This is a genomic window from Virgisporangium aliadipatigenens (assembly GCF_016863615.1).
Taxonomy (GTDB): domain Bacteria; phylum Actinomycetota; class Actinomycetes; order Mycobacteriales; family Micromonosporaceae; genus Virgisporangium; species Virgisporangium aliadipatigenens.
Genome location: NZ_BOPF01000002.1, coordinates 521,621 through 544,589 on the forward strand (window position 1 = coordinate 521,621; position 22,969 = coordinate 544,589).

General features: G+C 69.2%; 24 protein-coding genes. 14 read left to right on the forward strand and 10 right to left on the reverse strand.

The genetic code is table 11. The features are described 5' to 3' along the window. Positions 1–18 precede the first annotated feature (18 nt). Positions 19–3,408: a diguanylate cyclase gene (locus tag Val02_RS03050; RefSeq protein ID WP_203897281.1), complete on the forward strand. Its 3,390-nt coding sequence runs from the start codon at positions 19–21 to the stop codon at positions 3,406–3,408. A gap of 4 nt (positions 3,409–3,412) precedes the next feature. Here Val02_RS03050 and Val02_RS03055 read toward each other — a convergent pair whose 3' ends face one another. Beyond that, a complete protein-coding gene (locus tag Val02_RS03055) occupies positions 3,413–4,822 on the reverse strand; it encodes an EAL domain-containing protein (protein WP_203897282.1) in 1,410 nt (469 codons plus the stop codon). A 197-nt stretch (positions 4,823–5,019) separates the two neighbouring features. Between Val02_RS03055 and Val02_RS03060 the strand changes: the two genes are divergently transcribed. After that, complete coding sequence (locus tag Val02_RS03060; protein ID WP_203897283.1) at positions 5,020–6,168, forward strand: GGDEF domain-containing protein; 1,149 nt, start codon at positions 5,020–5,022, stop codon at positions 6,166–6,168. Between the two features lie 67 nt (positions 6,169–6,235). Here the strand turns inward: Val02_RS03060 and dctA are convergent, their stop codons facing one another. Further along, positions 6,236–7,630, reverse strand: coding sequence for a C4-dicarboxylate transporter DctA (gene dctA / locus Val02_RS03065; protein ID WP_203897284.1), 1,395 nt, complete (start codon positions 7,628–7,630; stop codon positions 6,236–6,238). 145 nt (positions 7,631–7,775) lie between these two features. Here dctA and Val02_RS03070 point away from each other — a divergent pair, with 145 nt between their 5' ends. Together Val02_RS03070 and Val02_RS03075 are read left to right on the forward strand one after the other, a co-directional pair. Further along, complete coding sequence (locus Val02_RS03070; protein WP_203897285.1) at positions 7,776–9,377, forward strand: sensor histidine kinase; 1,602 nt, start codon at positions 7,776–7,778, stop codon at positions 9,375–9,377. Beyond that, positions 9,374–10,054, forward strand: a complete 681-nt coding sequence (locus Val02_RS03075) for a response regulator (RefSeq protein WP_203897286.1) — start codon at positions 9,374–9,376, stop codon at positions 10,052–10,054. The genes Val02_RS03070 and Val02_RS03075 overlap by 4 nt, the downstream gene beginning before the upstream one ends. Before the next feature lie 41 nt (positions 10,055–10,095). On the opposite strand, the gene Val02_RS03080 is transcribed toward Val02_RS03075, so the two are convergent. Beyond that, the gene (locus tag Val02_RS03080; RefSeq protein WP_203897287.1) at positions 10,096–10,767 is read right to left on the reverse strand and encodes a TetR/AcrR family transcriptional regulator; all 672 of its coding nucleotides are present in this window, start codon (positions 10,765–10,767) and stop codon (positions 10,096–10,098) included. A 125-nt stretch (positions 10,768–10,892) separates the two neighbouring features. Between Val02_RS03080 and Val02_RS03085 the strand changes: the two genes are divergently transcribed. From Val02_RS03085 to Val02_RS03095, 3 genes are all read left to right on the forward strand, one after another. After that, positions 10,893–11,672, forward strand: coding sequence for a glucose 1-dehydrogenase (locus Val02_RS03085; protein ID WP_203897288.1), 780 nt, complete (start codon positions 10,893–10,895; stop codon positions 11,670–11,672). Next, the gene (locus Val02_RS03090) at positions 11,669–12,130 is read left to right on the forward strand and encodes a nitroreductase/quinone reductase family protein (RefSeq protein WP_203897289.1); all 462 of its coding nucleotides are present in this window, start codon (positions 11,669–11,671) and stop codon (positions 12,128–12,130) included. The genes Val02_RS03085 and Val02_RS03090 overlap by 4 nt, the downstream gene beginning before the upstream one ends. A gap of 615 nt (positions 12,131–12,745) precedes the next feature. Continuing rightward, complete coding sequence (locus Val02_RS03095) at positions 12,746–13,255, forward strand: hypothetical protein (RefSeq protein ID WP_203897290.1); 510 nt, start codon at positions 12,746–12,748, stop codon at positions 13,253–13,255. Positions 13,256–13,335: 80 nt separating this feature from the next. Here Val02_RS03095 and Val02_RS03100 read toward each other — a convergent pair whose 3' ends face one another. Continuing rightward, on the reverse strand, positions 13,336–14,055 hold the full coding sequence (locus Val02_RS03100; RefSeq protein ID WP_203897291.1) for a HEAT repeat domain-containing protein: 720 nt from the start codon (positions 14,053–14,055) through the stop codon (positions 13,336–13,338). A 181-nt stretch (positions 14,056–14,236) separates the two neighbouring features. Here Val02_RS03100 and Val02_RS03105 point away from each other — a divergent pair, with 181 nt between their 5' ends. Continuing rightward, complete coding sequence (locus Val02_RS03105; protein ID WP_203897292.1) at positions 14,237–15,190, forward strand: helix-turn-helix domain-containing protein; 954 nt, start codon at positions 14,237–14,239, stop codon at positions 15,188–15,190. A gap of 15 nt (positions 15,191–15,205) precedes the next feature. Further along, a complete protein-coding gene (locus Val02_RS03110) occupies positions 15,206–15,667 on the forward strand; it encodes a cupin domain-containing protein (protein WP_155342733.1) in 462 nt (153 codons plus the stop codon). Positions 15,668–16,049: 382 nt separating this feature from the next. Here Val02_RS03110 and Val02_RS03115 read toward each other — a convergent pair whose 3' ends face one another. Next, the gene (locus tag Val02_RS03115) at positions 16,050–16,565 is read right to left on the reverse strand and encodes an SMI1/KNR4 family protein (RefSeq protein ID WP_203897293.1); all 516 of its coding nucleotides are present in this window, start codon (positions 16,563–16,565) and stop codon (positions 16,050–16,052) included. Between the two features lie 214 nt (positions 16,566–16,779). Then, the gene (locus Val02_RS03120) at positions 16,780–17,181 is read right to left on the reverse strand and encodes an acyl-CoA-like ligand-binding transcription factor (protein WP_239151784.1); all 402 of its coding nucleotides are present in this window, start codon (positions 17,179–17,181) and stop codon (positions 16,780–16,782) included. Between the two features lie 235 nt (positions 17,182–17,416). On the opposite strand from Val02_RS03120, the gene Val02_RS03125 reads away from it, so the two are divergent. Beyond that, on the forward strand, positions 17,417–17,773 hold the full coding sequence (locus Val02_RS03125) for an EF-Tu/IF-2/RF-3 family GTPase (RefSeq protein WP_203897294.1): 357 nt from the start codon (positions 17,417–17,419) through the stop codon (positions 17,771–17,773). A 103-nt stretch (positions 17,774–17,876) separates the two neighbouring features. On the opposite strand, the gene Val02_RS03130 is transcribed toward Val02_RS03125, so the two are convergent. Then, entirely contained in the window at positions 17,877–18,308 is a 432-nt protein-coding gene (locus Val02_RS03130; protein ID WP_203897295.1) for a DUF4259 domain-containing protein, read from the reverse strand. Between the two features lie 208 nt (positions 18,309–18,516). Continuing rightward, a complete protein-coding gene (locus tag Val02_RS03135; RefSeq protein WP_203897296.1) occupies positions 18,517–18,813 on the reverse strand; it encodes an antibiotic biosynthesis monooxygenase family protein in 297 nt (98 codons plus the stop codon). Between the two features lie 127 nt (positions 18,814–18,940). Here Val02_RS03135 and Val02_RS03140 point away from each other — a divergent pair, with 127 nt between their 5' ends. The 3 genes from Val02_RS03140 to Val02_RS03150 all read left to right on the forward strand — a co-directional run bounded on the left by Val02_RS03140 (position 18,941) and on the right by Val02_RS03150 (position 21,233). Then, a complete protein-coding gene (locus tag Val02_RS03140) occupies positions 18,941–19,960 on the forward strand; it encodes an AraC family transcriptional regulator (protein WP_203897297.1) in 1,020 nt (339 codons plus the stop codon). 108 nt (positions 19,961–20,068) lie between these two features. Continuing rightward, positions 20,069–20,659, forward strand: a complete 591-nt coding sequence (locus Val02_RS03145) for a chloramphenicol phosphotransferase CPT family protein (RefSeq protein ID WP_203897298.1) — start codon at positions 20,069–20,071, stop codon at positions 20,657–20,659. Between the two features lie 106 nt (positions 20,660–20,765). Continuing rightward, complete coding sequence (locus Val02_RS03150; protein ID WP_203897299.1) at positions 20,766–21,233, forward strand: GNAT family N-acetyltransferase; 468 nt, start codon at positions 20,766–20,768, stop codon at positions 21,231–21,233. 302 nt (positions 21,234–21,535) lie between these two features. Here the strand turns inward: Val02_RS03150 and Val02_RS03155 are convergent, their stop codons facing one another. Beyond that, positions 21,536–21,982: a hypothetical protein gene (locus tag Val02_RS03155; protein ID WP_203897300.1), complete on the reverse strand. Its 447-nt coding sequence runs from the start codon at positions 21,980–21,982 to the stop codon at positions 21,536–21,538. 123 nt (positions 21,983–22,105) lie between these two features. Between Val02_RS03155 and Val02_RS03160 the strand changes: the two genes are divergently transcribed. Further along, positions 22,106–22,690, forward strand: coding sequence for a hypothetical protein (locus Val02_RS03160; RefSeq protein ID WP_203897301.1), 585 nt, complete (start codon positions 22,106–22,108; stop codon positions 22,688–22,690). Here Val02_RS03160 and Val02_RS03165 read toward each other — a convergent pair. After that, positions 22,636–22,932: a hypothetical protein gene (locus Val02_RS03165; RefSeq protein WP_203897302.1), complete on the reverse strand. Its 297-nt coding sequence runs from the start codon at positions 22,930–22,932 to the stop codon at positions 22,636–22,638. The genes Val02_RS03160 and Val02_RS03165 overlap by 55 nt on opposite strands. Between the last annotated feature and the right edge of the window lie 37 nt (positions 22,933–22,969).

A 22,969-nucleotide genomic window follows, 5' to 3' on the forward strand; every position in this document is an offset into this window, starting at 1 on the left:
ACGGCTGATCGGATCCGCATGACGGCCCGACTTCCGCTCGTGCCGCGCTCTCCTCAGATCCGCCGGACGGCGGCCGAATGGCGGGATATGAGCGGCGACCAGCAGGACGCGGCCTCGGGCCAGCTGATCACCGATTCCCTGACCGGGGCGTACTCGCGCGCACTGCTGGCGCCCCGGCTCGCCGAGGAACTCAGCCGGGCGTCGCGCTCGAGCGCGGGCTGTGCGCTGTTCCTGTTCGACGTCGACTACTTCAAGAGCATCAACGACGCGTACGGGCATCCCCGCGGCGACGAGGTGCTGCGCCAACTGGCCGACCGGATCCGGGACCTGGTACGCGGCTACGACGTGCTGTTCCGCTACGGCGGCGACGAGTTCGTGCTGCTGCTGCCCGACACCGGCAAGGCCGACGCGGTCCGGGTCGCCATGCGGATGGTGAACGGCGTGAAGTCGACGCCGTTCGAGGGCCAGCCTCCGCTGTCGGTCTCGGTCAGCCTGGGCGTCGCCTCGTTCCCCGACGACGCGCTGGACGCCGACGGGCTGCTGGCGACCGCCGACCGGCGCAACTACCTCGCCAAGCACCGCGGGCGTGCCTGCGCGGTGGCCGACGACGTCGACTCCGACGCCCGCCCCACCTCGTCGCGGATGCTCGAACGTGACCTGCAACTCGCGAGCGTGCGCGAATACCTCACGCGGCTGGTGATCGGGGACAGCGGCGTGCTGTTCGTCGCGGGGGAGCGGGGCGCCGGGTACACCCGGTTCTTCGAGGAGGTGGTGCGCAGCGGCCGGCTGCGCGGCCTGCAGGTGATCGAGGCCGAGGATCCCGACGAGGTCGCCGTCGCCGGCGACCAGCCGGCGCTGGTCGTTCTCGACGGGGAACCGGACGAGCGGATCGCCGCGGCGGTCCGGCGGCTGTCCGTCGCGGGCGTGCCGGCCGTGGGCGTGGTGTGCAGGCAGCCGACCGGCAGGCGCCCGGACGCGGTGCTCGACCTACCCGTTCACGACACCGTCGAACTGTTCGCGTGGTCGACGGCGGCGATCCGGGTCTGGCTGCGCACCACCCTGCAGGGCGAGCCGAGCGCGGTCCTGGTCGACTGGCTCGCCGCACGCACCAACGGGCTGCCGGCCCGGGTGGCCCGCGAGCTGGAACGCCTCACCGAACGCGGCGCGCTCATCCGCGACGGCGACGGCTGGAGCGTCGCGGCGGCCGTGCTGCACCGCGGCGGGCGCCGCCGCCGGACACTCCCCGCCCCGATGACCGAACTGCTCGGCCGCCAGCACGAGACCGCACAGGTGGCGCAGCTGATGGCCGAACGGCGCCTGGTGACGCTGGTCGGCCCCGGCGGCATCGGCAAGACCCGGCTGTCCCTGGCGGTCGCCGCCGCCGTCGAGGCGAGCTTCGACGACGGCGTGGTCTTCGTCGGCCTGGAAGCCGCCCGCACCGAGGACGAGGTCCTGATGATGACCGCCCGGGCGCTGGGGGTCGAGGAGACGCCGGCCGAGCCGCTGCGCGACAGCGTCGTCGAACATCTGATCGACCGCGCACTCCTGCTGGTCCTCGACAACTTCGAGCAGGCCCACGCCGCCGTCGACCTGCTCGGCGACCTGCTCGCATCGGCCCCGCTGGTGAAGATGCTGGTCTCCAGCCGGGAGCGGCTGGGGCTCTACGGCGAGCACCCTTACCCGGTGCCGCCGCTGTCGCTACCCGATCCGGGCACGCTGCGGCCCACCGTGGCCGGTGCCGCGCTGGCGGTGGCCGGTTCCCCGGCGCTGGCGCTGTTCCGGGCCCGCGCGCGGGCCGTCGCGTACGACTTCGCGATCACGGCCGACAACCTGGTCACCGTCGTCGAGCTGTGCCGCCGGCTGGACGGTTTGCCTTTGGCGATCGAACTGGCAGCCGCGCACAGCGACGTCGTCACCCCGGAGCAGATGCTGGAGGACCTCGCGAACCGGCTGGATCTCCCCGGCGCCGCGCCGCGCGGGATGCCGTCGCGCCAGCGCACGCTCAGCGGCACGATCGACTGGAGCTTCTCCCTGCTGGACGGCGTCGAGCAGCAGTTGTTCGTGCGGTTGGGCGCCTTCCACGGCGGTGCCCGCCTGGACGCCGTCGCGGCGCTCGCCCCGGACGTCGAGGACCTGCCCAAGCGGCTGGAACGACTGGTCGACAAGAGCCTCGTGCGGGTCGAGCCCGACGAGCCGGAGGAGTCCCGCTACACACTGCTGTCGACGGTGCACACCTATGTGGCGGCGCGCCTCGCCGAGCAGGACGTCGACGGCGCGATCCGGTGGGCATACGCCGTTCACTACACGGATCTGGCGGAGCGGGCCGGACCGGAACTGACCGGGCCCCGTCAGGCGTTCTGGATGGGCAGGCTGGAACGCGAGTACCACAACCTGCGGGCGGCCTCCGACCATTTGCTGACGGTGCCCGGCGGCGCCGCCTACGCGGCCCGGTTGGCGGTGGGGTTGTGGCGCTTCTGGCGCAACACCGGCCGGCTGCGGCAGGGCCGTGAGTGGCTCGAACGGCTCCTCAGCGCACCGGTCGCGTTGGACGACAGCCCGCGTGCCCGGGTGCTGCACGCGGCCGCGGTCCTCGCCGCCGCGCAGGACGACCACACCGCCGCTCATGACCTGGCGGCGCACAGCCTCGCGTACGCCGACGCCGCAGGCGACCGGTACGCGATGGCCCAGGCCGGCAATGCGCTCGGCATCGCCGCGATGACCGCCGGCGACCTCGAACGGGCCCGCGAGCACTTCTGCGACAGCCTGAACGTGTGGCAGGAACTCGACGATCGGGTCGGCCTCGCGATGGCCCACGGCAACCTCACCATGGTCGCCCTGCGCCTGGGCCTGCTCGATGTGGCCCGCCACCACGCGACCCACTGCCTGCGACTGGAACGCGCGCAGGGCAACCTGCGCGGCATCATGCTCGGTCTGCTGTGCCTCGGTGAGATCGAGTTCAGCCAGGAGGACACCACGACCGCCAGTGCGTGCTTCGAGGAGGCGCGAACGCTGGCGCGGGGCGTCGGCGACGTCTTCGGCGAGGCGATGGCGCTGCATCAGCTCGGCCTCGTCGCACACCGTTCGGGTGACCGTGCGGCCGCGGTGCGCCAGGTGATGGCGGCCCTCGTGCTGCGCCGCGACGCCGACGACCGCGGTGACCTCGCCGAGTCGCTGGAGACGCTCGCCGACCTCGTCGGCGTGCCGCAGTACGCGCCCCGCGTCGCCGCACGGCTGATCGGCGCCGCGCAGGCGCTCCGCGACCGGTATGCACTGCCGCCGGGTGACGCCACCGTTCTTACCCGCCTGGGCCGGCTGCTCGCGGCCGAGGATCTGGACGCCGCCGTCGCCACCGGACGGGCCGCGCCGCTGGACACCATCGTCGACGAGGCGCTCGACGCGTTGCGCTGACGGGTCAGGCCCCGTGGTGGACGCCGCCCTGCAGGGTGTCCACGATGTCCAGCAGCCGCCGCAGCACGTCGCGGCACAGTGACGGCTGTTGACTGATCACCACGTCCCAGGTCGGTTGACGGCCGTCTACCCCGGCCACGGCGCGCGCGGACACGACGGTCGCCACTGTCGGCGACAGCACGAGGAAGCAACGCTCGCCGGCCAGTACGTGCTGCGCGGGGAGGTCCGCGGCGCGGATCCGCCAGTCGTTCCAGGTGGCCACGTTCGGCCCGACGATGACCACGAGGGGGCAGCGCTCGACCATCATGCGCCACATGTTCTCGGTGACCGGATCCGCGCCCGCGCCCTGCGGGGTGATCGCCGCGACCACGGGTGGGCGGGCGCCGGTGCACGCCTGGCTCGCCACCGTCTGCACGATGTGTTCCAGCGCGTTCTCCCCGACCCCGTCCGTCCGGTGTGCGCCGCCGTCCACCAGCACCTGCCACGGCGTGCGGGTCACGTCCGGCGAGGAGTCCAGCAGCGGCAGGGGCGATCCGGGCACGGTCACGTTCGTCGGCAGCGGCCCCTCCCGGCCGATCAGGCGCCCCTGCTGGTAGGCCGCGCCGAAGGCCCGCGCCGTCAACGCGTGCTCCTGGCTCTCCACGCGTTCGATCAGCAGCACCGCGCCGGTCTGCTCGCTCTCGGCCAGCGCCGCCAGCACCGCGTCGGTGGTCTGCCCGAACCGGCTGGTCAGCACCCGCTGATCGAGCTTGATGACGTCGGGCTCGATGGTCGGCAGCAGTGCCAGACCCTCGTTGCTGTACGCGACGTCACCGACGGAGACGCCCCAGCCTGCCGCCCGCGCCCGCCGCACGGTCTCCAGCACCTGACTCGGATAGCGCGCGAGCGCCCGACCGGTGAGATCGACGAAGACCCGCAATTTGGCCTCCGCCTCCTGCATCACCGGCAGCAGGTCGTCCGGGCACGGTTCCATCAGGGAATCCGCCTCGACATTGACGAACAGCGACAGCGACGGCGGCAGCCCGGCCGAGAGCATCCCGCGGAACGCGGCGGCCCGGCAGATCCAGTCGAGCTCACCCAGCCGGCCGACGGCGCGCGCCGCGCTGAACAGCTGCGCCGGCGACTGCAGCGGCCCGGCGGGGCCGCGCGACAGCGCCTCGAAGCCGACCACCTGGTTGCGCCGGGCGTCGACCACCGCCTGGTACTCGATCTCCACGGAGCGGTCGGCGATGATCCGGTCCACGAGCGAATCGCCGCGGTGCGCCGGGCGGGGACGGCGCTCGAGCGAGCCGACCGTCACGCTCTCCCTCTCGGCGGTCCGGACGGACGAACCGGTGGCCGGCGCCTCGGCCAGGTCCGCGCGCCCCCGATAACCGTCCCGGGACCACAACACCCACCCGCTCGACCGCGCCATCGCCCCACTCCAGACTGCCGACCACCAGGCTCATCGGCCGCCCCGGCGGGGCCATGAGGACTACGGGCCGGTGGGCGATCGGCGTGCCGACGGTGCCGGAAACCCGACATGCACCGCCGCCGTCCCGCGGACCGGCCTCGCCGGCGATCGCCCGAACTTCGCTCGCCCCCTGCATGCCGAGACCGATAATCCACCTCATGGGTAGGAGGTCAGGCCGTGGCGACAGGCGCCGCCGGGCGTCGGTCCGGTCGGCCGGGGCCGACGACGAGCCGATCGAGATCCGGGCAGCGCGGTACGCGACCCTACCCGACAGCTGGCTGGAGGCGTCCGCCGAACTCATTTGGATCCAGGCCGTCGGCTGGTTCACCTATTGGATCGCCGGGAGCGTGTGGGCGCTGGTTTGGCTTGCCGCCGACGCCGTGATCCAGGTCGGACGCATCTGGCTCGGCCTGCGGCACCGACGGGCCGTCTCCGCCGGCAAGCGGCCGCCCGATCGGAAACTGGTGGCGACCAATGTCGTGTGGTCGCTGGTCATGGCGGCCGGGACCATCGGCGTCCTGCAGGTCGGGGATCCGCGCCTGCTGGTGCTGGGCAGCATTGTGCCCGTCGGATATCTGGGTTACATCGCATCCCGATTTGCGGCGCTTCCCCGCCTGGCAATACCCCTGTTGTACATGATGGGCGCCGCGCAGACAGCGGGGTATGCGCTGTCGCCGCAGCTGCGCGGTATCGCCTTCCTGATACCGGTCACGTCAGTGGCATTTCACGTCGTGCTGCGGCACAACTACATCACTTTCATGGCTGCCGCCCGGGCGCAGCGGGAATTGCTCCGCCAGTCGATGCACGACCCGCTCACCGGGCTCGCGAATCGGCTTTTCCTGGGCGAACGCACGGCCGACCTACTCGCGGACCTGACCCAGGAACGCGCTACGGAAGGCTTCGCGATTCTGTGTCTCGACCTGGACGGCTTCAAACCGGTCAACGACCGGTACGGGCACGCCGCCGGAGACCAACTGCTGCAGGCTGTCGCCGCCCGACTGCGGGGGAGCGTACGCCCGAACGACCTTGTTTGCCGGGTCGGCGGTGACGAGTTCGTCATCCTGCTTCCACACACCGACGGCGCAGCGGCCGTCCAGGTCGCCGAACGGCTCACCCTCGCCTGCGGCCAGCCGTTCGACCTCGGTGCCGTCACCGTCGTCATCGGAGCCAGCGCCGGCATCGCACTCGCTCCCGAACACGGTCGCTCCGCCGCCGAATTGCTGGAACACGCGGACAGCGCGCTGTACGCCTCCAAACGTCGCGCCAAGGGCGGCTGGACGGTCCACGCAGCGGGGATCGCTGGTTAGACGCCCGCAGCGGCGCCACCGCCGGCGCCCGCCTCAGCAGAGCCGAAGCGGGCACCGGCGCGCCGGTCTAGGCGGACGCGGTGGCCAGCCGCGGCTGTGCGGCCTGCGCGCCGGTAGCGGCTGCGGCCTCGGCGGTGAACTCCTTGCGCAGCAGGTCGTCGACATCGATCAGCTTCGGGTTGTCCAGTACCTGTTGGAACCGCTCGCTGTCCAGGGCGCCCTGCCACCGGGCCAGCACCATGGTCGCGACCCCGTTCCCGATCAGGTTGGTCAGCGCCCGCGCCTCGGACATGAACCGGTCGATGCCCACCAGCAGGGCGATACCGACGGCCGGGATGGTGTCGCCGAAGGCCGACAGCGACGCGGCGAGCGTCACCAGCCCCGCGCCGGTCACACCCGCCGCTCCCTTGCTGGAGATGAGCATGAACAGCAGCAGCGCGATCTGGGTGCCGATGGAGACGTCGGCGCCGGTGGCCTGGGCGATGAAGATGGCGCCCATGGTCAGGTAGATGCACGTCCCGTCGAGGTTGAACGAGTACCCGGTCGGGATGGTCAGACCGACGACGGAGCGTTGGGCGCCGGCGGCCTCCAGCTTCGTGAGCATGCGCGGCAGGACGGTCTCGCTGGACGAGGTGCCGAGCACGATCAGCAGTTCGTCCTTGATGAGCCGGACAAACTTGAAGATGTTGAACCGTGCCGCGAGTGCCACGGGGCCGAGGATGGCGACGACGAAGACCACGCACGTCAGGTAGAAGGTGCCCATGAGCGCGGCGAGGCTGCCGAGCACCTTGTCGCCGTACTTGCCGACGGTGAACGCCATGCCGCCGAACGCGCCGACCGGGGCGGCATACATGATCACCTTGATGACACCGAACATGATCTTCCCGACGGTGTCGATTCCGCGGATGACGGCCGCCGCGCGGTCGCCGAGGAAGGTCAACGAGACGGCGACGAGGATGGCCACGACAAGGACCTGGATGAGCTGACCGCCGGTGAACGCACCGACGATGCTCGACGGGACGAGGCCGAGGATGAATCCGGTGATGCCGCTGTCCGCCTTCGCGGCACTGTCCAATGTGGACTTGGCTGCGGCCGGGTCGACGGCGATGTCGAGTCCGGCGCCGGGCCGGATGAGGTTGATGGCGACCAGGCCGAGTGCCAGCGCGATGACGGTGAGGCCGGTGAAGTACGCGATGGTGCGCAGCGCCAGGGTGCCGGCCTTGGAAAGGCTGCCCAGCCCCGCGATGCCTACGACGACGGTGCAGAAGATGGTGGGAGCGATGATCATCTTCACCAGGTTGACGAAGAGGTCGGCGAGCCACTTCATCTCGGCCGCCTGGGCCGGGAACGCCAGACCGTAGGCGATGCCGAGGGCGATGGAGACGAGGACCCAGAAATAGAGGTGCCGGTAGATCCGGCGGCGTGGCGGGGACTGGGGGACGTCGATGCTGGTGGGGGCCATCTCTCCTCCGGTGCATGGGCGGCGTGTGCGTGAGGAGGACTGTGAACGGTGTCACGGGCGACGTCTCGCTTTTGTTCATTACGGTCACGTTCGGCTGCCGTAACGGTTGACGCTCATCGAGCGTGTCCCTCGTCACACTGGCCCCATGAGCACGTTCTTCGCGCGTACGAGCCTGGCCCGCCAGCTGTTCGTGCTCCAGGCGGCGGTCCTCGCGTCACTCGTGATCGTGGGAGCCGCGGTCGCCTACTACGACGCGAAGAGTGACGCCGAGGACGCCGCACGTCAGCGGGTGCTGGATCTGGCCCACGCCACCGCACTCTCGTCCGACGTGGTGACCGGGCTGCGCGAGCACGACGGGGCCGGCCGTTTGCAGCCCTACGCGGAGAGCGTGCGCATCGTCAGCCAGGTCGACTTCGTCGTGGTGATGACCACGGAAGGCATCCGCTACACACATCCCAACCCCGCCCGGGTGGGCGGACGGTTCATCGGAACGTTCGCACCGGCGGTGGCCGGTCGGCCGGTCACCGAGACGTACACCGGGACTCTCGGACCGTCGGTTCGGGCGGTGGTGCCCGTGTTCGACGGCGGACGCGTCACGGGACTGGTCGCGGTCGGAGTCACGACCCGCCGCATCGCCGACGATCTCGGCAGCCAACTGCGCATGGTGGTCGTCATCTGCGTCGCGGCGCTGTTGATCGCCGGAGCCGGCGTGGGCATGATCAGCCGACGGCTGCACCGGATGACGTTGGGCCTCGGACCGGCGGAGATCACCGGCATGTACGAACACCACGACGCGGTGCTGCACGCCATGCGGGAGGGACTGATGGTGTTCGACCGAGCCGGCCGGCTGACCGTCGTGAACGACGAGGCTCGGCGCCTGCTCGGACTCCACGGCGACGTGAACGGTCGGACCGCGGCCGACCTGGGGGTGGGCGGTTCGCTCGGCGATCTTCTGCGGGCCGGCGCCACGGCCCACGACGAGATCCACCTGACCGAGGAGTCCGTGCTGGTGGTGAACCAGTCGCAGGCGTCGAGGCGGGGGCGCCGGCTGGGTACGGTAACGACGCTGCGTGACCATACGGAGCTGCAGGCGCTCTCCGGCGAGCTGAACTCGGTGCGCGGCTTCGCCGAATCGTTGCGGGCGCAGGCGCACGAGTCGGCGAACCGGCTGCACACGGTCATCACGATGGTCGAGCTCGGCCGGACCGATGACGCCCTCGCGTTCGCCACCGAGGAACTGGCCACGACGCAGCAACTCGCCGACGAACTGCAGTCGGCGGTCGGTGAACCGGTGCTCGTCGCGTTGCTGCTCGGCAAGGTCGCCGAGGCGAGCGAACGAGGGGTCGAACTGAGCGTCAGCGGCGACACCGCGATGGCGCAGCTGCCGATCCCCGCCCGGGACCTGGTGACACTGCTGGGCAACCTCGTGGACAACGCGATCGAGGCGGCGATCGCGGCCCCACCGCCCCGCCGGGTGACCGTCCGCCTGCGACAGGACGACAGCGGCCTGCTGATCCGGGTCGCCGACAGCGGTGCCGGTCTCGCGCCCGAACAGGTCGACAACGCGTTCGCTCGCGGCTGGTCGACCAAGCTCGACGACCGACCGCACGGCCGAGGACTGGGCCTCGCGCTGGTGCGACAGGTCCTTCATCGGCACGGCGGTGTCATCGACGTGACCAACGACCACGGCGCCGTCTTCGTCGTACGGTTCCCCGCCCACTCGACGGTCGCGCACGGTGTCGGGTGAACACGAGAGTTCTCGTCGTCGAGGACGACCCGATTCTGGCCGAGGCGCACGGCGAGTACGTGCGGCGACTGGCGGGTTTCACCCTGGTCGGGACCGTGCACCACGGCGCCGAGTCGGTCGAAATCGTCAGCCGGGGCGGCGTCGACCTGATACTGCTGGACTTCTTCCTTCCGGACATCGACGGATTGGCGGTCTGCCGCAGACTCCGGGCTCGCGGCTGCACCACCGACGTCATCGCCGTCACCTCGGAGCGCAGCCTGTCCGCCGTCCAGGAAGCGATCACGCTGGGCGTGGTGCAGTATCTGGTGAAGCCCTTCACCTTTGCCACGTTCGCCGACCGGCTGGGTCGCTACGCCGAATACCGTCGGATGATCACCGATCCGGCCGGTGTCGCCGCGCAGGGCGACGTCGATCGGGCCTTCGCGTCCCTTCGGACGCCGATCCGCCACCACCTGCCGAAAGGGCTCAGCGAAGAGACCCTCGCGGCACTGATCGGTGAACTGCGCGAGCACGACACCGCCGTCACCGCCACCGAGATCGCCGACGCCACGGGCACCTCGCGGGTTACGGCACGCCGTTACCTGGAGTACCTCACCGCCCAACGGATGGTTGAGCGGGCGCTGCGGTACGGGTCCAAGGGGCGTCCGGAGCACGAATACCGGTGGAACCGCCGGTGACGGTTGGTGGATCGATCCTGCTGCGGGCCGTTCGCGTTGATCTAGCGGTTGGTGCGGGGAGACGGTTCCTTGCCCGGCCGGTTCGGGTGGTGAGCATCGGTGCCGTAGCGCGCAACCATGGTTCGCACGGCTTCCTCCACAACCGCGGTCGTGCGAGCTGGGGTCACCGTCCAGTCCGGGAGTAGAAGGTTCGGCCAGAAAAGGTAGTTGGAGATCATTCCGAGGAACTGGGTCGCCGCCATCTCCGGGTCGGCGATGTCTGCGCCTCCCGCGTCGCGCTCGGCCAGGAGGTAGATCCGCACGGAGTCGAAGTACGGCAGTTTGCCCTGTGCGAAGTGTGCTCTGGCCAGTTCGGGAAAGCGGGGCAGTTCGGCGATGACGATGCGAAACAGGTCGGTCATCTCCGGCCGGCTCAGCAGCGACGCGTAGCGCCGTCCCAGAACCGTCAGGCCGGCCGTCAGGTCACCGGCGGGCGGCACCTCGGCGACGTCGTTCTTGGCCCACGAGTCGATGACGATCGCATCGAACAATGCTGCCTTTGTCGGAAACTGCTTGAACAGCGTTGCTTTCGACACGCCGGCTTTGTCTGCGACACGCGCCAGTGATGCCCGGTCGTAGCCCAGCTCGAGGAAAAGCTCGGTAGCGGCCTGCACGATGAGTGCGCGCTTCTCCTGCGCCACGCGCTGGTGATAGGCCGACGGTGCCGGGGTCATGCGCCCATCATAGCGAGGTGAGTGGGTTGACTCACCACTTGAGGGGGCGTAGCTTCGGCATGGTGAGTCGCTCGACTCGCCACCCGGTTCCGGGTTGTCGTGCTCGTACCTACTCGGAGGATCTGATGTCTCGCTTCGCCGACCAGACCGTTCTCGTGACCGGCGGGACCGGTGGGCAGGGAGCCGGCCACGTTCGCGCCTTGCACGCCGAAGGTGCCAACGTCGTCATCGGCGACGTGAATGCCGAGCGTGGTGCCGGCCTCGCCGCCGAGTTGGGAGACGGGGCGCGTTTCGTCCACCTCGACGTGTCCCGGGAGGAGTCGTGGGTTGCCGCCGTCGCGGAGACCGAGAAGACCTTCGGTGCGCTCACCATCCTGGTCAACAACGCCGGGGTGCAGAACCCGCCGGCCCTCATCGAGTCCACCGACGCGGCCACGTGGGCTCGCATCCTCGACATCAATCTCACCGGCACCTTCCTCGGCATCAAGACAGGCGCCCCGGCGCTGCGGCGCGCGGGAGGAGGAGTGATCGTCAACATCGCCTCCACCATGGGCATCGGCGGTACCGCCTTCTACGCGCCCTACGTCGCCAGCAAGTGGGCGATTCGAGGGCTTACCCGGACCGCTGCCCTCGAGCTGGGGCGCGACAACATCCGCGTCAATACAATCCACCCGGGCGTTGTCGCCACCCCGTTCATCACCGAGCCGGCCGCCGGCAGCGACGCCCCGATCGCCGACTTCTACTCGCCCGAGCCGTTCGCCGTCCCGCGACTAGGCCAGCCCGCCGACATCACCGCGCTGCTGTTGTTCCTGACGTCGCCGGACGCGGCCTTCATCACCGGCGCCGAGTACGTCATCGACGGGGGACTGCTCCTGGGCCCCGCACTGCAGAAGGAAGCCGCATGAACCCCGCGGACCGGCCCGGTGAGCAGCGCGCGCTCGACCCGCTGGCACACCTGCCGCACGAGATCAGACGCGCCATCGAGATCACGCCCGCAGCCGGAACCCGCGAACGAATCGTGGACATCACCACCACCGGCCGGCGCACCGGACGACCCCGCCGCATCGAGATCTTCTTCTACCGCGCCAACGGCGCAACGTATCTGTGCAGCGGAGCAGGCGGAGGCCCGACCGGCTGGTACGCGAACCTACGAGCGAACCCGACATTCACGTTCCACCTCAAGAACGGCATCAGCGCGGACCTGCCGGCGCGCGCGACCACCGTCACCGATCCCACGGAACGGGCGGCGGTGATCGCGGCGATTGTCGACGACCTCAACCAGCCTCACGACCCCGGCACCATCAGGCCCACCCATCCAGACGACTGGGCCACCAGCAGGCTGATGCGAATCGACTTCCGCTGAGCCGCCTCACACGGGGTGAAGCAGCGCGCGCCGTTGCCGACGCGGGGCACGTATCGACCCACCGTTCGTCATCGCGGCGGAGGCATACACGGACCGGCAACGGCTGGTTCCACCGCCGCCCGACGGCGACGAGCGCTGCTGCCGGTGTGGGCCGATCCGATGGTGCTCAGGACTTCACGCGGGTCATCGTCCCGGAGTAGAAGCTGGTGTTTTGTGAGCGCGTCGTCGTTGCACGTGTACCGCTCGGGTTCCAGGCTCATGGTGAGCGTGCCGTAGAGGATGTTGTCGTAGACCACCTGAGACGGTGCCGCCGGGGCGGTAGGTCGTGACGTGCCTGCCGTCGGTGAGTCGGAACGGTGTCGGCCGGCCGTCGATGGTGGGGTTCCCCGTGGCCGTGGTGGTTTCCCGGTCGCCGAGCAGGCACGCATCGACGCCGGCCCGATAGTTGGGTGCGGCACTGGGCGATACGGACGGGGCTCGCGCTGCCGACGGCGCCGGAAGGGCCGGTGCTGGGCCCGCCGGAGGCGCCGGAGCTGGATCACCTGCGGTTGCGCCACGGTCTCCGGGCGATCAATCGGGTGGCGGCAGGCTGTCGGGACTGGCGATGATGATCCCGTGGAGGATCTCGGACGGGCGGCCGACGACTACATCCTTGGACTCGTCGGTGCGGAAGAGTTGCCGCTGGCAGCCGCGCAGGCGTTGGCGCGTGGCGTAGACTCGCCGGCCTTGCGGGAACTGGCCGGGCTGGGGCGGGCAGACGTTCGAGACGCGACTGATCTGTTCGACCGGGCGATGAGCGAACTGGGACGCCCGCTGCGGGCGCCGAGGGCAGTGCTGTGGGAACAAGCCCGGCAGGTAGCCGCTGGGCTGCTGGCCGGGACGGCAACCACCCCGGTGGCGGCCGGGCGAATCGCTGCCCTGCTGTGCAGTGCGGACCATCTCGACGAGCGCGGACGTTCCTCGGAACTCGCGACGCGCTTCGAGGTCTTGTCGGTTGACTGGGATGACTACCCGAACGATCGTCCAGCGATCGCCGAGCAGATCAAGGCAGCCGCTCGTGAGGTGATGGATCAGTCAGGCACTCGGCTCGACGGCCCGAGCAAGAAATTCCTGATGTCTCCATAACGCCGGCGCCGCTCATTCCACATTGGAGCAGTGGTGCGGAGGCTTCTCGGGGCGCGCGAGTACGCGATCAAACCGGAGTCTCAGCGCTCCAACGTTCGCTCGGCTCTTTGCCGGACGGCGGGTTCCGGGTCATCCAGCGCGGCCAGGCATCGTTCGCGATGGCCGGGCTCGCCGAGTTGGCGAAGCAGTTCGATGGAGATCTCGCGCCGTTGAGGGCTCGGGTCGGTGAGCCCTCGGCGCGCGAGGTCGACAACCACCTCGGTCATCCGTGGTGATCGACTGGCGAGGGCTCGCAGAGTCGCCATCGCTGCACCCTGTACCGAGGCGTTCGGGTCCGCCAGGCCGTGCACCAGGGTTCGCAGAATGGAGTCGTCGACGGTGTGGGCGGCGCGTAGACCGGTCAGCGCCGAGCACCGTACCGGGTCGGTGTGGTCGCGCGCGACGGAGACAAGTGCGGCTGCGGCATTGTCGGCATCAAGGCTGATCAAGGTCCTGATCGCTGCCTCGCGCACGGCGTAGTCGTCGTCGGTGACGGCAGCCATCACCACGGATGCGGATCGCGAGGCCGGTAGGGCACCAAGACCGCGAATGGCCCTGATGCGAACCCTGGGGCTGGTGTCACGTGCTGCATGCACGAGGGTCGATGCAATGGTGTCGTGCTCAACGCTGGCCGGCAACTGTCGGCCGGCCACTGTCCCCAGGCCCGTGATCGCCGCACGTCGCTCTGCCTCGTCGGCCGACGAGGACCGTCGCAACAGATCCATCACCTCGTGGCGGAGGGCCTCGCCGGGTTCGTTCATCCTCTGATCTTCCCAGTCTCGGAAGTGAACGTCAGCATCCGCCCTTTGTCGCTGCGGATCGACTCCGTCTGTTGTCGCGCGGGCTGCCGCCGGGCGCGCACCGGCATGACGCATGGTGGAGCAACGAAGACGACCCGAGGAGCACGGCCGGCGGCTACACAGTCGCCGTTATCGTTGACCGGTGGTCGGCAACCTTGAGGCGTTTGCGGACGAGTTGGCCGCCAGTGGGTTTCCGCCGCTGGTCAACAAGTTGGCCGGGGCAGGCTTCCAGGGCCGGGTTGCCACCCGCAACCTTGGGTCGCTGCGGCTGGTCTGCCTCGACACGCCCGAGAGCGTCTGTATCGGGCGGGAGCGCGATGCCCGCGATGGGGAGAACCTGGCGGTCAAGGTGATGATCCGGGGCCGGACGTGGATCGAGCAGGGGCGCGGCGACGCCGAGCTCGGGCCGGCCGATCTGGTGCTGCTCGATCCCACGCGTTCGCTCCGGTTCGAGAGCACCGCCTCGGCGCACGTCACTATCCTCGTTCCGCGCCGGGAGCTTCGGATCCGGCCGGCGCAGATCGACCGGCTCATCGGTACACGCATCGACGGCAGCCATGGTCCGGGTGCTCTCGTCTCTGTGCTGGCCCGGGAGTCGGCGCGGCTGGCCACCGGGTTCCGTGAGGTAGAGGCGCTGCGGTCGGCGGCGGCCGTCGTCGAGCTGATCGCGGTCGCACTGGAGGCCCGGCTGGGCGACGAACAGCCGGCTGCGGACGAGGTGCTGCGCGACCGGATCGCCGGCTACATCGAGGCCCGGCTGGCCGATCCCGAGCTCTCCCCGCCCAGCATCGCCGCCGCCCACCACATCTCGGTACGCCGGCTGCACAAGCTGTTCGAGGGCCAGCCGCTCACCGTTGCGGCCCTGATCCGTCGTCGCCGTCTGGAGCGCTGCCGGGCCGAGTTGACCGGAGGCGGACGTACGGTCACCGCCGTGGCCGCCCGCTGGGGGTTCTCCGATGCCACCCATTTCAGCAAGCTGTTCAAGGCGACGTACGGCTACAACGCCCGCGCACTGGTAACCAGCAACCGTGCGCGGACGACCAAGACACGCACAACCGACCCGGAACAGGATGGTGGTCAACGAAGCAGGCAATAGCAATGGGAGAACGTCGTGGCGAAGGTAAACATCGTCCGTCCCGGTGAGGGCGAGATCCTCGGCAGCGGGGCGCAGCAGATCCGGATTCTGGAGAACGGCGAGCACACCGACCACCGGCTGGGGTTCGCCGAGGTCACCATTCCGCCGGGTACCCCGAGCCCGTTGCAGCACCGCCATGCCCAGCACGACGAGGGTTTCTACGTGCTGGCGGGAACGTTCCGGTTCACCGTCGGCGAGGACCAATACGACGCCGGGCCGGGCACCTGGGTCATCGTGCCGACCGGAGCGCCGCACACGTTCGCCAACGTCGGCGACGAGAACGCGGTCATGCTGAACACGTTCACGCCGGATCTGTACGTGCAGTATTTCCGCGACTTCAAGGCCATGATTGATTCCGGGCAGCCGGTCAACGCCGAGACCATGAAACCGCTGTGGAAGAACTACGCCACCGAGATCTCGAACGAATACGCTTCGTGAAGCGCCTTCAGTACGAGCGCTACGGCGGCCCGGAGGTAATGCGCTCGCAGAGTTCGAGCCACTACGACCGGGTCCGGATGAGGTTCTCGTACGCGTGCGGGCGGCTGCTTCCAATTCGCTGGACCGGAAGATGCGCAACGGCGAGATGAAGCCGATGACCGGTCGCTTCTTCCCGGGCGCTGGGGCACGACTTCGCCGGAGTCGTCGAGGCGGTCGGCGCCGGTGTCACCCGCTGGAGGCCGGCGACGCGGTACTCGGCGTGGCTCGGTTCCGGGAGGCGGGGCGTCCGCCGAGATCGGATGCATGGAAGTCGACATGTGCGCGCGCGAGGACGGCAATGCGGTCACTCGAAACGACAGGCCCGACCCTGCGAGGCCTGGGCTCATCGAACTGTGGTGTCGATCAGCGAGGTCAGCGCCGGGAGCAGCGCCTCCGCCGCGACGATGACGCTGGCGACAGGGCGGTTCTGCTCGCCGGTGAACTGCTGTGCAATCGTGGTCAGCTCAGGTTCGGCGACCGTGGTGGGGCCGATGCCCTCGACCGTCTCCAGCGGGCCGACGCCGCCGGCGAGCAGCCACAGGTAGTCGCCGAGGTCCGCAGCGATCACATGCAGTTCACCCTCCGAGCCGAGGAACACGAGTGGCTGGGTCTCGATCGGGTGCTCGGGTTCGCGTATCCAGATGGCGGCCAACCCGCCGGTCCCGTCCTGCCCGAAGACTCGGAACGGTGCTGGACCGGCCGACGGGTTGCCGGTCCATGACCGCCACCACTCGGACGCCTCGACGGACCACATGAACTCGTCGTACGGCTCGAAGTCGTAACCGTCGTGGTCCGTCGAGAAGTCTTCGGCGTGTGCCGCGGCCAGCGGGCCCGGGAGCACGCGGTCCTCGTCCCGCATGGGCGAAGTCTATGAGGGCTGCACTGCGGCGAAGGAATGCGGAGCCGAGCCGGAAGAGCCCTCCGCACCTCGGCCGGGCTTGGGTATGGCCTTGACGTCGTCACCGAGTTCGCTGACCCCGACCTGGAGCGCAGCTGCAGGAAGACGGCTTCATCTGCTGCTTCCCCCACGCGGGCGGCAGAAATGGGCGGCTGGTTGGCGGCTCAGTCGCAGATCACGATGGCCAGCTCGAGGTCAGGCCGTTCTCGATGAGCCGTGCAGCGCGGCGGACGTCGGTGGTGACCTCGTTGTGCAGTTTCGCGGGATCCGATGTGGTGGCCAGGTGACGGCGCAGGCTTTGGAACTGGACCCGCCAGAGGCCGAGCAGCGCTGCGGCGGCGATCTGCGGCTCGGGGTCGCCGGGGGATAGGCCGACCCGCTCGGCGAGCAGTTCCGCGGCCACGGTGACGAAGCGGTCCATCGTGTCGCTCTGGTAGGCGCGGAGCGAGGGGGTGGCGTCGATCAACTCGCCGAAGCGCCGGTAGCCGGCGATCGCCGAGTCCGGGTCGCCGCTTGCGGCCAGGCCGGCGGTCATGGCGGTGAGCTCGGCGTCGAGGATGCGCAGCGCCGCCTGCACGGGCGGTACCGCGCCGTTCCGGCCGTCCTGGAGCAGACCTATCGACGACCAGCGACGAGTTCGTAGCGAAGCCCTGCCGCCGCTGCCACGAGACTTCGTAGCCGGCCGTTCGGGTCGCGCGAGAACTGGTCCTGCCCTCGAATCGAGCCTTCGACTTCATGGCGTGGGATTGCGCGCTGCGATCGGACCGGTTGGGCCGTCGCCGTGACCCGTTCAGGCCGCTATCGTGCTCCGGGTGGGCCCGTTCGAACGGCGGAATGAGGAACTGTTCACCGTCCATGGACCTGGGCGATCGGCACCGGACATCGAATCGATGGCAGGTCCCGGTTTCCGCATGCCGGTGGCTGATGTCTTCGTTATCGCGGGTCGGGGGACGGTGGTCACCGGGAGGGTCGAGGCCGGCGCGGTCACAGTGGGTGCCCAGGTCACAATCGAGCGCGCGGGGCGGCCGCCGCTCGCGGTCGAGATCGCGGCCATTGAAATGTTCCGGAAGATGATTGGGCGGGCCGGTGCGGGCGACAGTGTCGGCCTGCTGTTTCGAGGGCTGGCCCGCACCGAGATCGTCGCTGGCGACGTGGTCCGCACCTTATGACCTTGGTGGTGGGCTGATCGGCGACCCGTGCCGGCTGGGGCGTGCGCGAAGCTGGAGCACCGCGCCGAGGCAGCCGATTTCTCGTCCCGGGCGGGCGATCAGTTCACCGGCTGATCGTTTGCTCCAGTGTCACGCGGATGGTTCGCACCGAGGCGAGCGCCTGAGGGTACGACTCTGCGGCGTCCTCCCACAGGGAGCGCCACTGCGAGTCCTTGTCCACGATCCGGTCCAGCGCTCGCACGGCGATCGCGGGAACGTCGTCGGCTACCTCGACGGTGCCTCCCTCCAGCAGAAAATCGGGTGCGTAAGGAAAGGCGACCATCGTCCCGTCCGGCAGTTGGGAGGCGATGATGGCTGCGGCGGCGATTGCCTGCGTCGCGTAGACGTTGTCAAGGTACTCGTCGCCATGCTCGGCTACCCGGGTCAGCGCATCGCGGATCAGTGTCGCTCGCTGCTGTGGGTCGGCGTCGTGCAGGTGACCGCACCAGTCGGCGGCGCTGTCATTGTCGAACGGCCCGACATCCCATGCACCCACGCTGATCTCCTGCTCGATGGCAATCCGGACTCGCCGCGACCTTAGCGTCGGTGATCAGAAATGGGGAGAGGTGTCGGGCCATGATCGGCACGGCAGTCACCAGCATCTTGTCCGCTGAGCCGCCCAGGGCATCCGTGACCGTCAGTGCCTTGCGGGAGGGAAACCGTGGGCGCGGTCGGCGGCAGAAGCGGATGTTGTAGGTCTTCCGCTAGGCGGGGCTGAATTCGCCGCGTTCCACGCAGATGATCGGATCCGGCTTCGCAATCGCGAACATCACCTCAGCCAGCGCCATCGCCTCAGGAACTTCGAGTACGGCGGCGTGATCCTCGATGCTGGACCAGTGCGACTGATTCACCACCTTGGTGCCGTCCACGGAAGCGTAGAGAGTCGAACCGAGAAAGCCTGGCAACTTACAGACGACCTCGCCAGCACGATTGATCGCTTCGACGAGATCCTGCTGCTGTTCCGCGGCAACCGCGAAAATCCCGATCACAGTGACCTTCAAGGCTTCTCCTCAACCCGCGTACATCGGTTACGACGATTGATTCAACGCGTGGGCGAGCCCCGCGGCCATGCGTCTGCGTCCGTGGTCGATACGCGTTGGTCCGGAAGCGGGTCAGTACGATGCGCCGGTGGACCTGATCACCGAGGCGATCGGCGGCCTGCGCTCCGGAGTCCCCTATGCCCACCGTGTCGGCGAGTCCGGCGACTGGGGCTGGAGTCATCCGTCATTCGAAGGTGTGGGCTTCTACGTGCTGCTCGCCGGCGAGGCCTGGACGGCCGCCGACAACGGCCCGTCGCACAATGTCACGGCCGGTGATGTGGTGCTCTGCCCGAACGGTGCCCGGCACGCCTTCAGCCGCCGTCCGCGCCCGCTGGACGACCTGCCCACGTGCCGGCACGACAAGACCGGCAACAGCGAGGACCAGCTCGTCGAGGCGGAGGTGATCTGCGGCGCCTACCTGCTGCCGCGCGGCCGCGTGCATCCCTTCCTGCGCGGCATGCCGCCGCTAGTGGTCGTACCCGGCCGGGGTGCTGAGCAGGAACTGCTGGCGCTACTCGGCCAGGAAGTCGCTGAGGAACGCCCAGGCACAGAGACCACCCGGGCCGCGCTGATCGACCTCATGCTGGTCAAACTGCTGCGCTCCTACGCTCCGCCGGAAGAAGGCGACCCGGGCATCGCCGCGGCCCTGGACGCGATCCACGACAACCTTCGCGCACCGTGGAGCGTGCGTCGGCTGAGCGAGATCGCCGGTCTGTCCCGCACCGTCTTCACGGAACGCTTCAGCTCATCGATCGGCAAACCGCCCATGGCGTACGTGTCCGGCGCGCGCCTTGATCTCGCCGCGCGCCTGTTGCGGAGCACGACCCGCCCGCTCTCCGCGATTGCCCACGAGGTCGGCTACACCTCGGAGTTCGCGTTCGCCGCCGCCTTCCGCCGCGCCTATGGTGCGCCGCCCGGCCGTTTCCGGCGCGAGGCAGCCGCGGAGCCTCCATCGCATGACAGTGCGGCGGGTGACGAGGCGACGACATCCCGGCAGCTGCGAACGCATTCACCACAGATGCCGATGGTGCCGTCCGTGCAGTCCCGCGCTTTGTCGAAGCCGGTCACGAGCCAATCGGCCAACGCGGCGGCTCCGACCTCGAAGTAGCGACCTGAACGGGTCGTCGCACGATCCGAGCCTGCCGCATTGTCAACGGCGGGCGGCTCGAGGCAAACGAGTGGACGGCCGCCGCGGTTGCGGCTCATCCTGGACGCCGTGGAACCTGTTCCGACGCCGCGCGGTCCAGGCCGGATCATCATGCTCAACGGTGCGTCGAGTTCCGGCAAATCCACCCTGGCCGTCGCGCTTCGCGCGGCCCTGGACGAGCCGTTCCTGCACGTGTCTTCCGACCAGTTCGTTGCCGCCGGAATGCTCCCGAACCGACGGGAGGACGGTGGACCTTTCGACTGGTGGCACCAGCTGCGACCGCGGTTCTTCGCCGGTTTCCACCGCTGCCTGCCCGCTCTCGCCACGGCCGGTAACGACCTGATTGTCGAGCACATCATCGAGTTCCGCGCCTGGCGACACGAACTGGCCGTTCTATTGGCCGGCCTCGACGTATTCCTGGTCGGCGTGCACTGCGCCCCTGACGAGTTGGACCGCCGCGAACGCGCTCGCGGCGACCGACGCATCGGCGAAGGACGCGGCCACGTCGAGGTCAACGGCATCCACACCTTCGGCTCCTACGACCACGACGTCGACACCAGCCAGGGAATCGGTGCCGACCTCGTCGACTCCATCCTCACCGCGTGGCGCCACCAAACACCGCACACCGGTGTGCTCACCCGAGCAACACAGGGGCCGTAAATCAATCGCGCGTCGGGCGCACGAGTGTCGGCGAACGGGCAGGCCTCCACATCGCCCAGCGGTTCTCGGCCTCGTCGCGCTGTGCCGCGTCCGGAATGATCGCTGCATGACCGATCTCGATGTAACGGTGCGCCCGGCGTCCGACGCAGACGTGCCCGCCCTGGCTGGTCTGCGCTGGCGGCGGGCCACCCAGGAGCGCGGCTACCAGGGCGACAACCTGGACGAGTTCGTCTCGGCGCTCGCCGACTGGATGCGTGGCCACCCCGAGCACCGGGCGTTCGTGGCCGAGGCCTCCGGTGAGGTCGTCGGCATGGCGTGGCTGGCGATCCTCGACCGGGTGCCCACCGCGAACAAGTATTGCCGGCGTGGCGGCGACGTTCAGTCCGTGTTCGTCGTTCCCGAGATGCGCGACCGCGGGGTCGGTGCGCTGCTGATGAAGGCGGTACTCGACGAAAGCCGCCGCCTGGAGCTGGAGCACGTGACGGTGCACTCCAGCCCTCGAGCAGTGCCGTTCTATGTGCGCAACGGCTGGGAACACGACCCGGAATGGCTCAGCCGGGGCTCCGGCAGGTAGATCTGTAACCGGCCGGCAGCGGCGCCACGATGCGCTGACACCGCGCTCGCGGCGGCAGGTCCGCATGTCAAGGTGCTGACGCGAAGCCGGGTATGTGATCGGCATGCGTCGATGCGGCATCGCGTTCGTCGTCGTCCTGGCCCTCGGCTTGCCGGCGAGGCCGGGCCCGAAGGCGGCCGAATCGGCAGAGGCATTGGGCGTCGGCACTGTCGAGCGCCGCGTCCGCAACCGCGGTCTGCGGCTGACGGCCGAGCGTGGTGAGTCCGCCATGGGCCTGCTGGAATGCTCTCTACATCGGCCGTTCAGCGCCGGTTCCACCAATGCCGTTTGGGTTGCGCGGGCTCGGCATCCGGGGCCAGTACGGACCGGGCCGTGGATTTGCTGATGACGAGACTGATCTCCGCGATGGCGCTGTTGACCAGAATGCCGGCGCATCCGTCGTCGGTCGCCGCCATTTGTAGAAGGACCGCGCCGGAGACACCGGCGTTGAACCGCGGACCGAAGTTGCGCAGGGCCACCTCGGGATCGGCGAAGGCGAGGATTCGGGGCTGCCCGTCGCCGTGAGTGGTCCTGCCCGCGCCGAAACCGTGGCCCGTGGTCAGGTTGCCGTCGGCATCCCGAATCGGTGTGCCGGTGGTCGCGATCCCGATCGTGCTCGCGCGGAACAAGGCGAGGAACCGCTCGTAGCTTTCCGGGCTCTTCGTGGCCGCGTGTTCCGCCATGGTGTCTGACAACGGGCTGTTGTTCATGCCGCGTACGGTAGCCGCCCGACATCCTGCACCGTGCGTGGCCCGCCCCGCTGTCGATGCCGATCGCGGCGTGACCACCTCCGGTACGATCGTCGATGGTTTCTGCGCAACGGCGGGGGTCTCATGCTGGCGGATCGGTACGCGGGGTTGGTCGACGCGATTCTGTTCCAGATCGAGACTGTGGAGGATTCGCACCCGCTCGGGCACCTCGATGGACTGCTCCGCGAGTATGTTCGCGAACGGCTCGAGTCCCAGCGGCGGAATCTCGACCGGTGCGATTCGCGCCGCGACCTGGAATCAGCAGTCTCCGGGGTGGTGCAGTTGGGCCACGAATACGCGACACTTCGCCGGCAACTCTTCGTAGACCTGCACAACTACGGTCCCGAGCCACCGTGGCGTCTCGTCGGCAGTCGGCACGTTCGGCGCTTCGCGGTCCGGGCACAGTTCACGTTCATCTCGAAACGACGCTCGTACGCCCTGCGCCACACCGGGGCGGCCGCTTCCGGCGCCGCGACGTGGGAGCTCTCGGTGATCCGCGACAGTCTCACCGAGCCGGTGGTGCACGTGGTGACAGTGGTCGACGAGAAGCCGCTGGCCCTCGTGAACGTGCCGGCGGCGCTGTCGGCCGACGAGGAGGACCTGCTGCAGCTGTATTACGGCTTCGATGCCCTGGGCAGGTCCGTCCACCTCGCCGGCCCGTCCGACTGAGTACCTGCCCGCCAGGACGGCGGGGTGGTCATGACGCCCGTCGGACCGGTGTCGGCGACCATCGCGGCGAGGGCGCTGTACGCGGCCGCCTCGTGTGTGTCGCTGGCGCTGCTGGCGGTCGGGAAGCGTTCGGTGCCTTCGGTGATGGCGCCGGGCGTGACGATCACGGTCTCGATGCCGAACGCGTTCGCCTCGTACACGGTGACGACGGCGAGGGCGTTTATCGCGGTTTTGGATGCCACGTACGGGCCCATGAAGGGTGGTGTGGTGACGGGGATG

What these genes read in the sequence shown, in the direction of transcription:
- dctA (WP_203897284.1), bottom strand. Translation starts at nt 7,630, where the DNA reads ATGGCCCCCACCAGCATCGACGTCCCCCAGTCCCCGCCACGCCGCCGG.
- Val02_RS03055 (WP_203897282.1), bottom strand. Translation starts at nt 4,822, where the DNA reads ATGGCGCGGTCGAGCGGGTGGGTGTTGTGGTCCCGGGACGGTTATCGG.
- Val02_RS03160 (WP_203897301.1), top strand. Translation starts at nt 22,106, where the DNA reads ATGCTGGCGGATCGGTACGCGGGGTTGGTCGACGCGATTCTGTTCCAG.
- Val02_RS03080 (WP_203897287.1), bottom strand. Translation starts at nt 10,767, where the DNA reads ATGACCCCGGCACCGTCGGCCTATCACCAGCGCGTGGCGCAGGAGAAG.
- Val02_RS03115 (WP_203897293.1), bottom strand. Translation starts at nt 16,565, where the DNA reads ATGCGGGACGAGGACCGCGTGCTCCCGGGCCCGCTGGCCGCGGCACAC.
- Val02_RS03150 (WP_203897299.1), top strand. Translation starts at nt 20,766, where the DNA reads ATGACCGATCTCGATGTAACGGTGCGCCCGGCGTCCGACGCAGACGTG.
- Val02_RS03100 (WP_203897291.1), bottom strand. Translation starts at nt 14,055, where the DNA reads ATGAACGAACCCGGCGAGGCCCTCCGCCACGAGGTGATGGATCTGTTG.
- Val02_RS03085 (WP_203897288.1), top strand. Translation starts at nt 10,893, where the DNA reads ATGTCTCGCTTCGCCGACCAGACCGTTCTCGTGACCGGCGGGACCGGT.
- Val02_RS03155 (WP_203897300.1), bottom strand. Translation starts at nt 21,982, where the DNA reads ATGAACAACAGCCCGTTGTCAGACACCATGGCGGAACACGCGGCCACG.
- Val02_RS03060 (WP_203897283.1), top strand. Translation starts at nt 5,020, where the DNA reads ATGGGTAGGAGGTCAGGCCGTGGCGACAGGCGCCGCCGGGCGTCGGTC.
- Val02_RS03050 (WP_203897281.1), top strand. Translation starts at nt 19, where the DNA reads ATGACGGCCCGACTTCCGCTCGTGCCGCGCTCTCCTCAGATCCGCCGG.
- Val02_RS03090 (WP_203897289.1), top strand. Translation starts at nt 11,669, where the DNA reads ATGAACCCCGCGGACCGGCCCGGTGAGCAGCGCGCGCTCGACCCGCTG.
- Val02_RS03070 (WP_203897285.1), top strand. Translation starts at nt 7,776, where the DNA reads ATGAGCACGTTCTTCGCGCGTACGAGCCTGGCCCGCCAGCTGTTCGTG.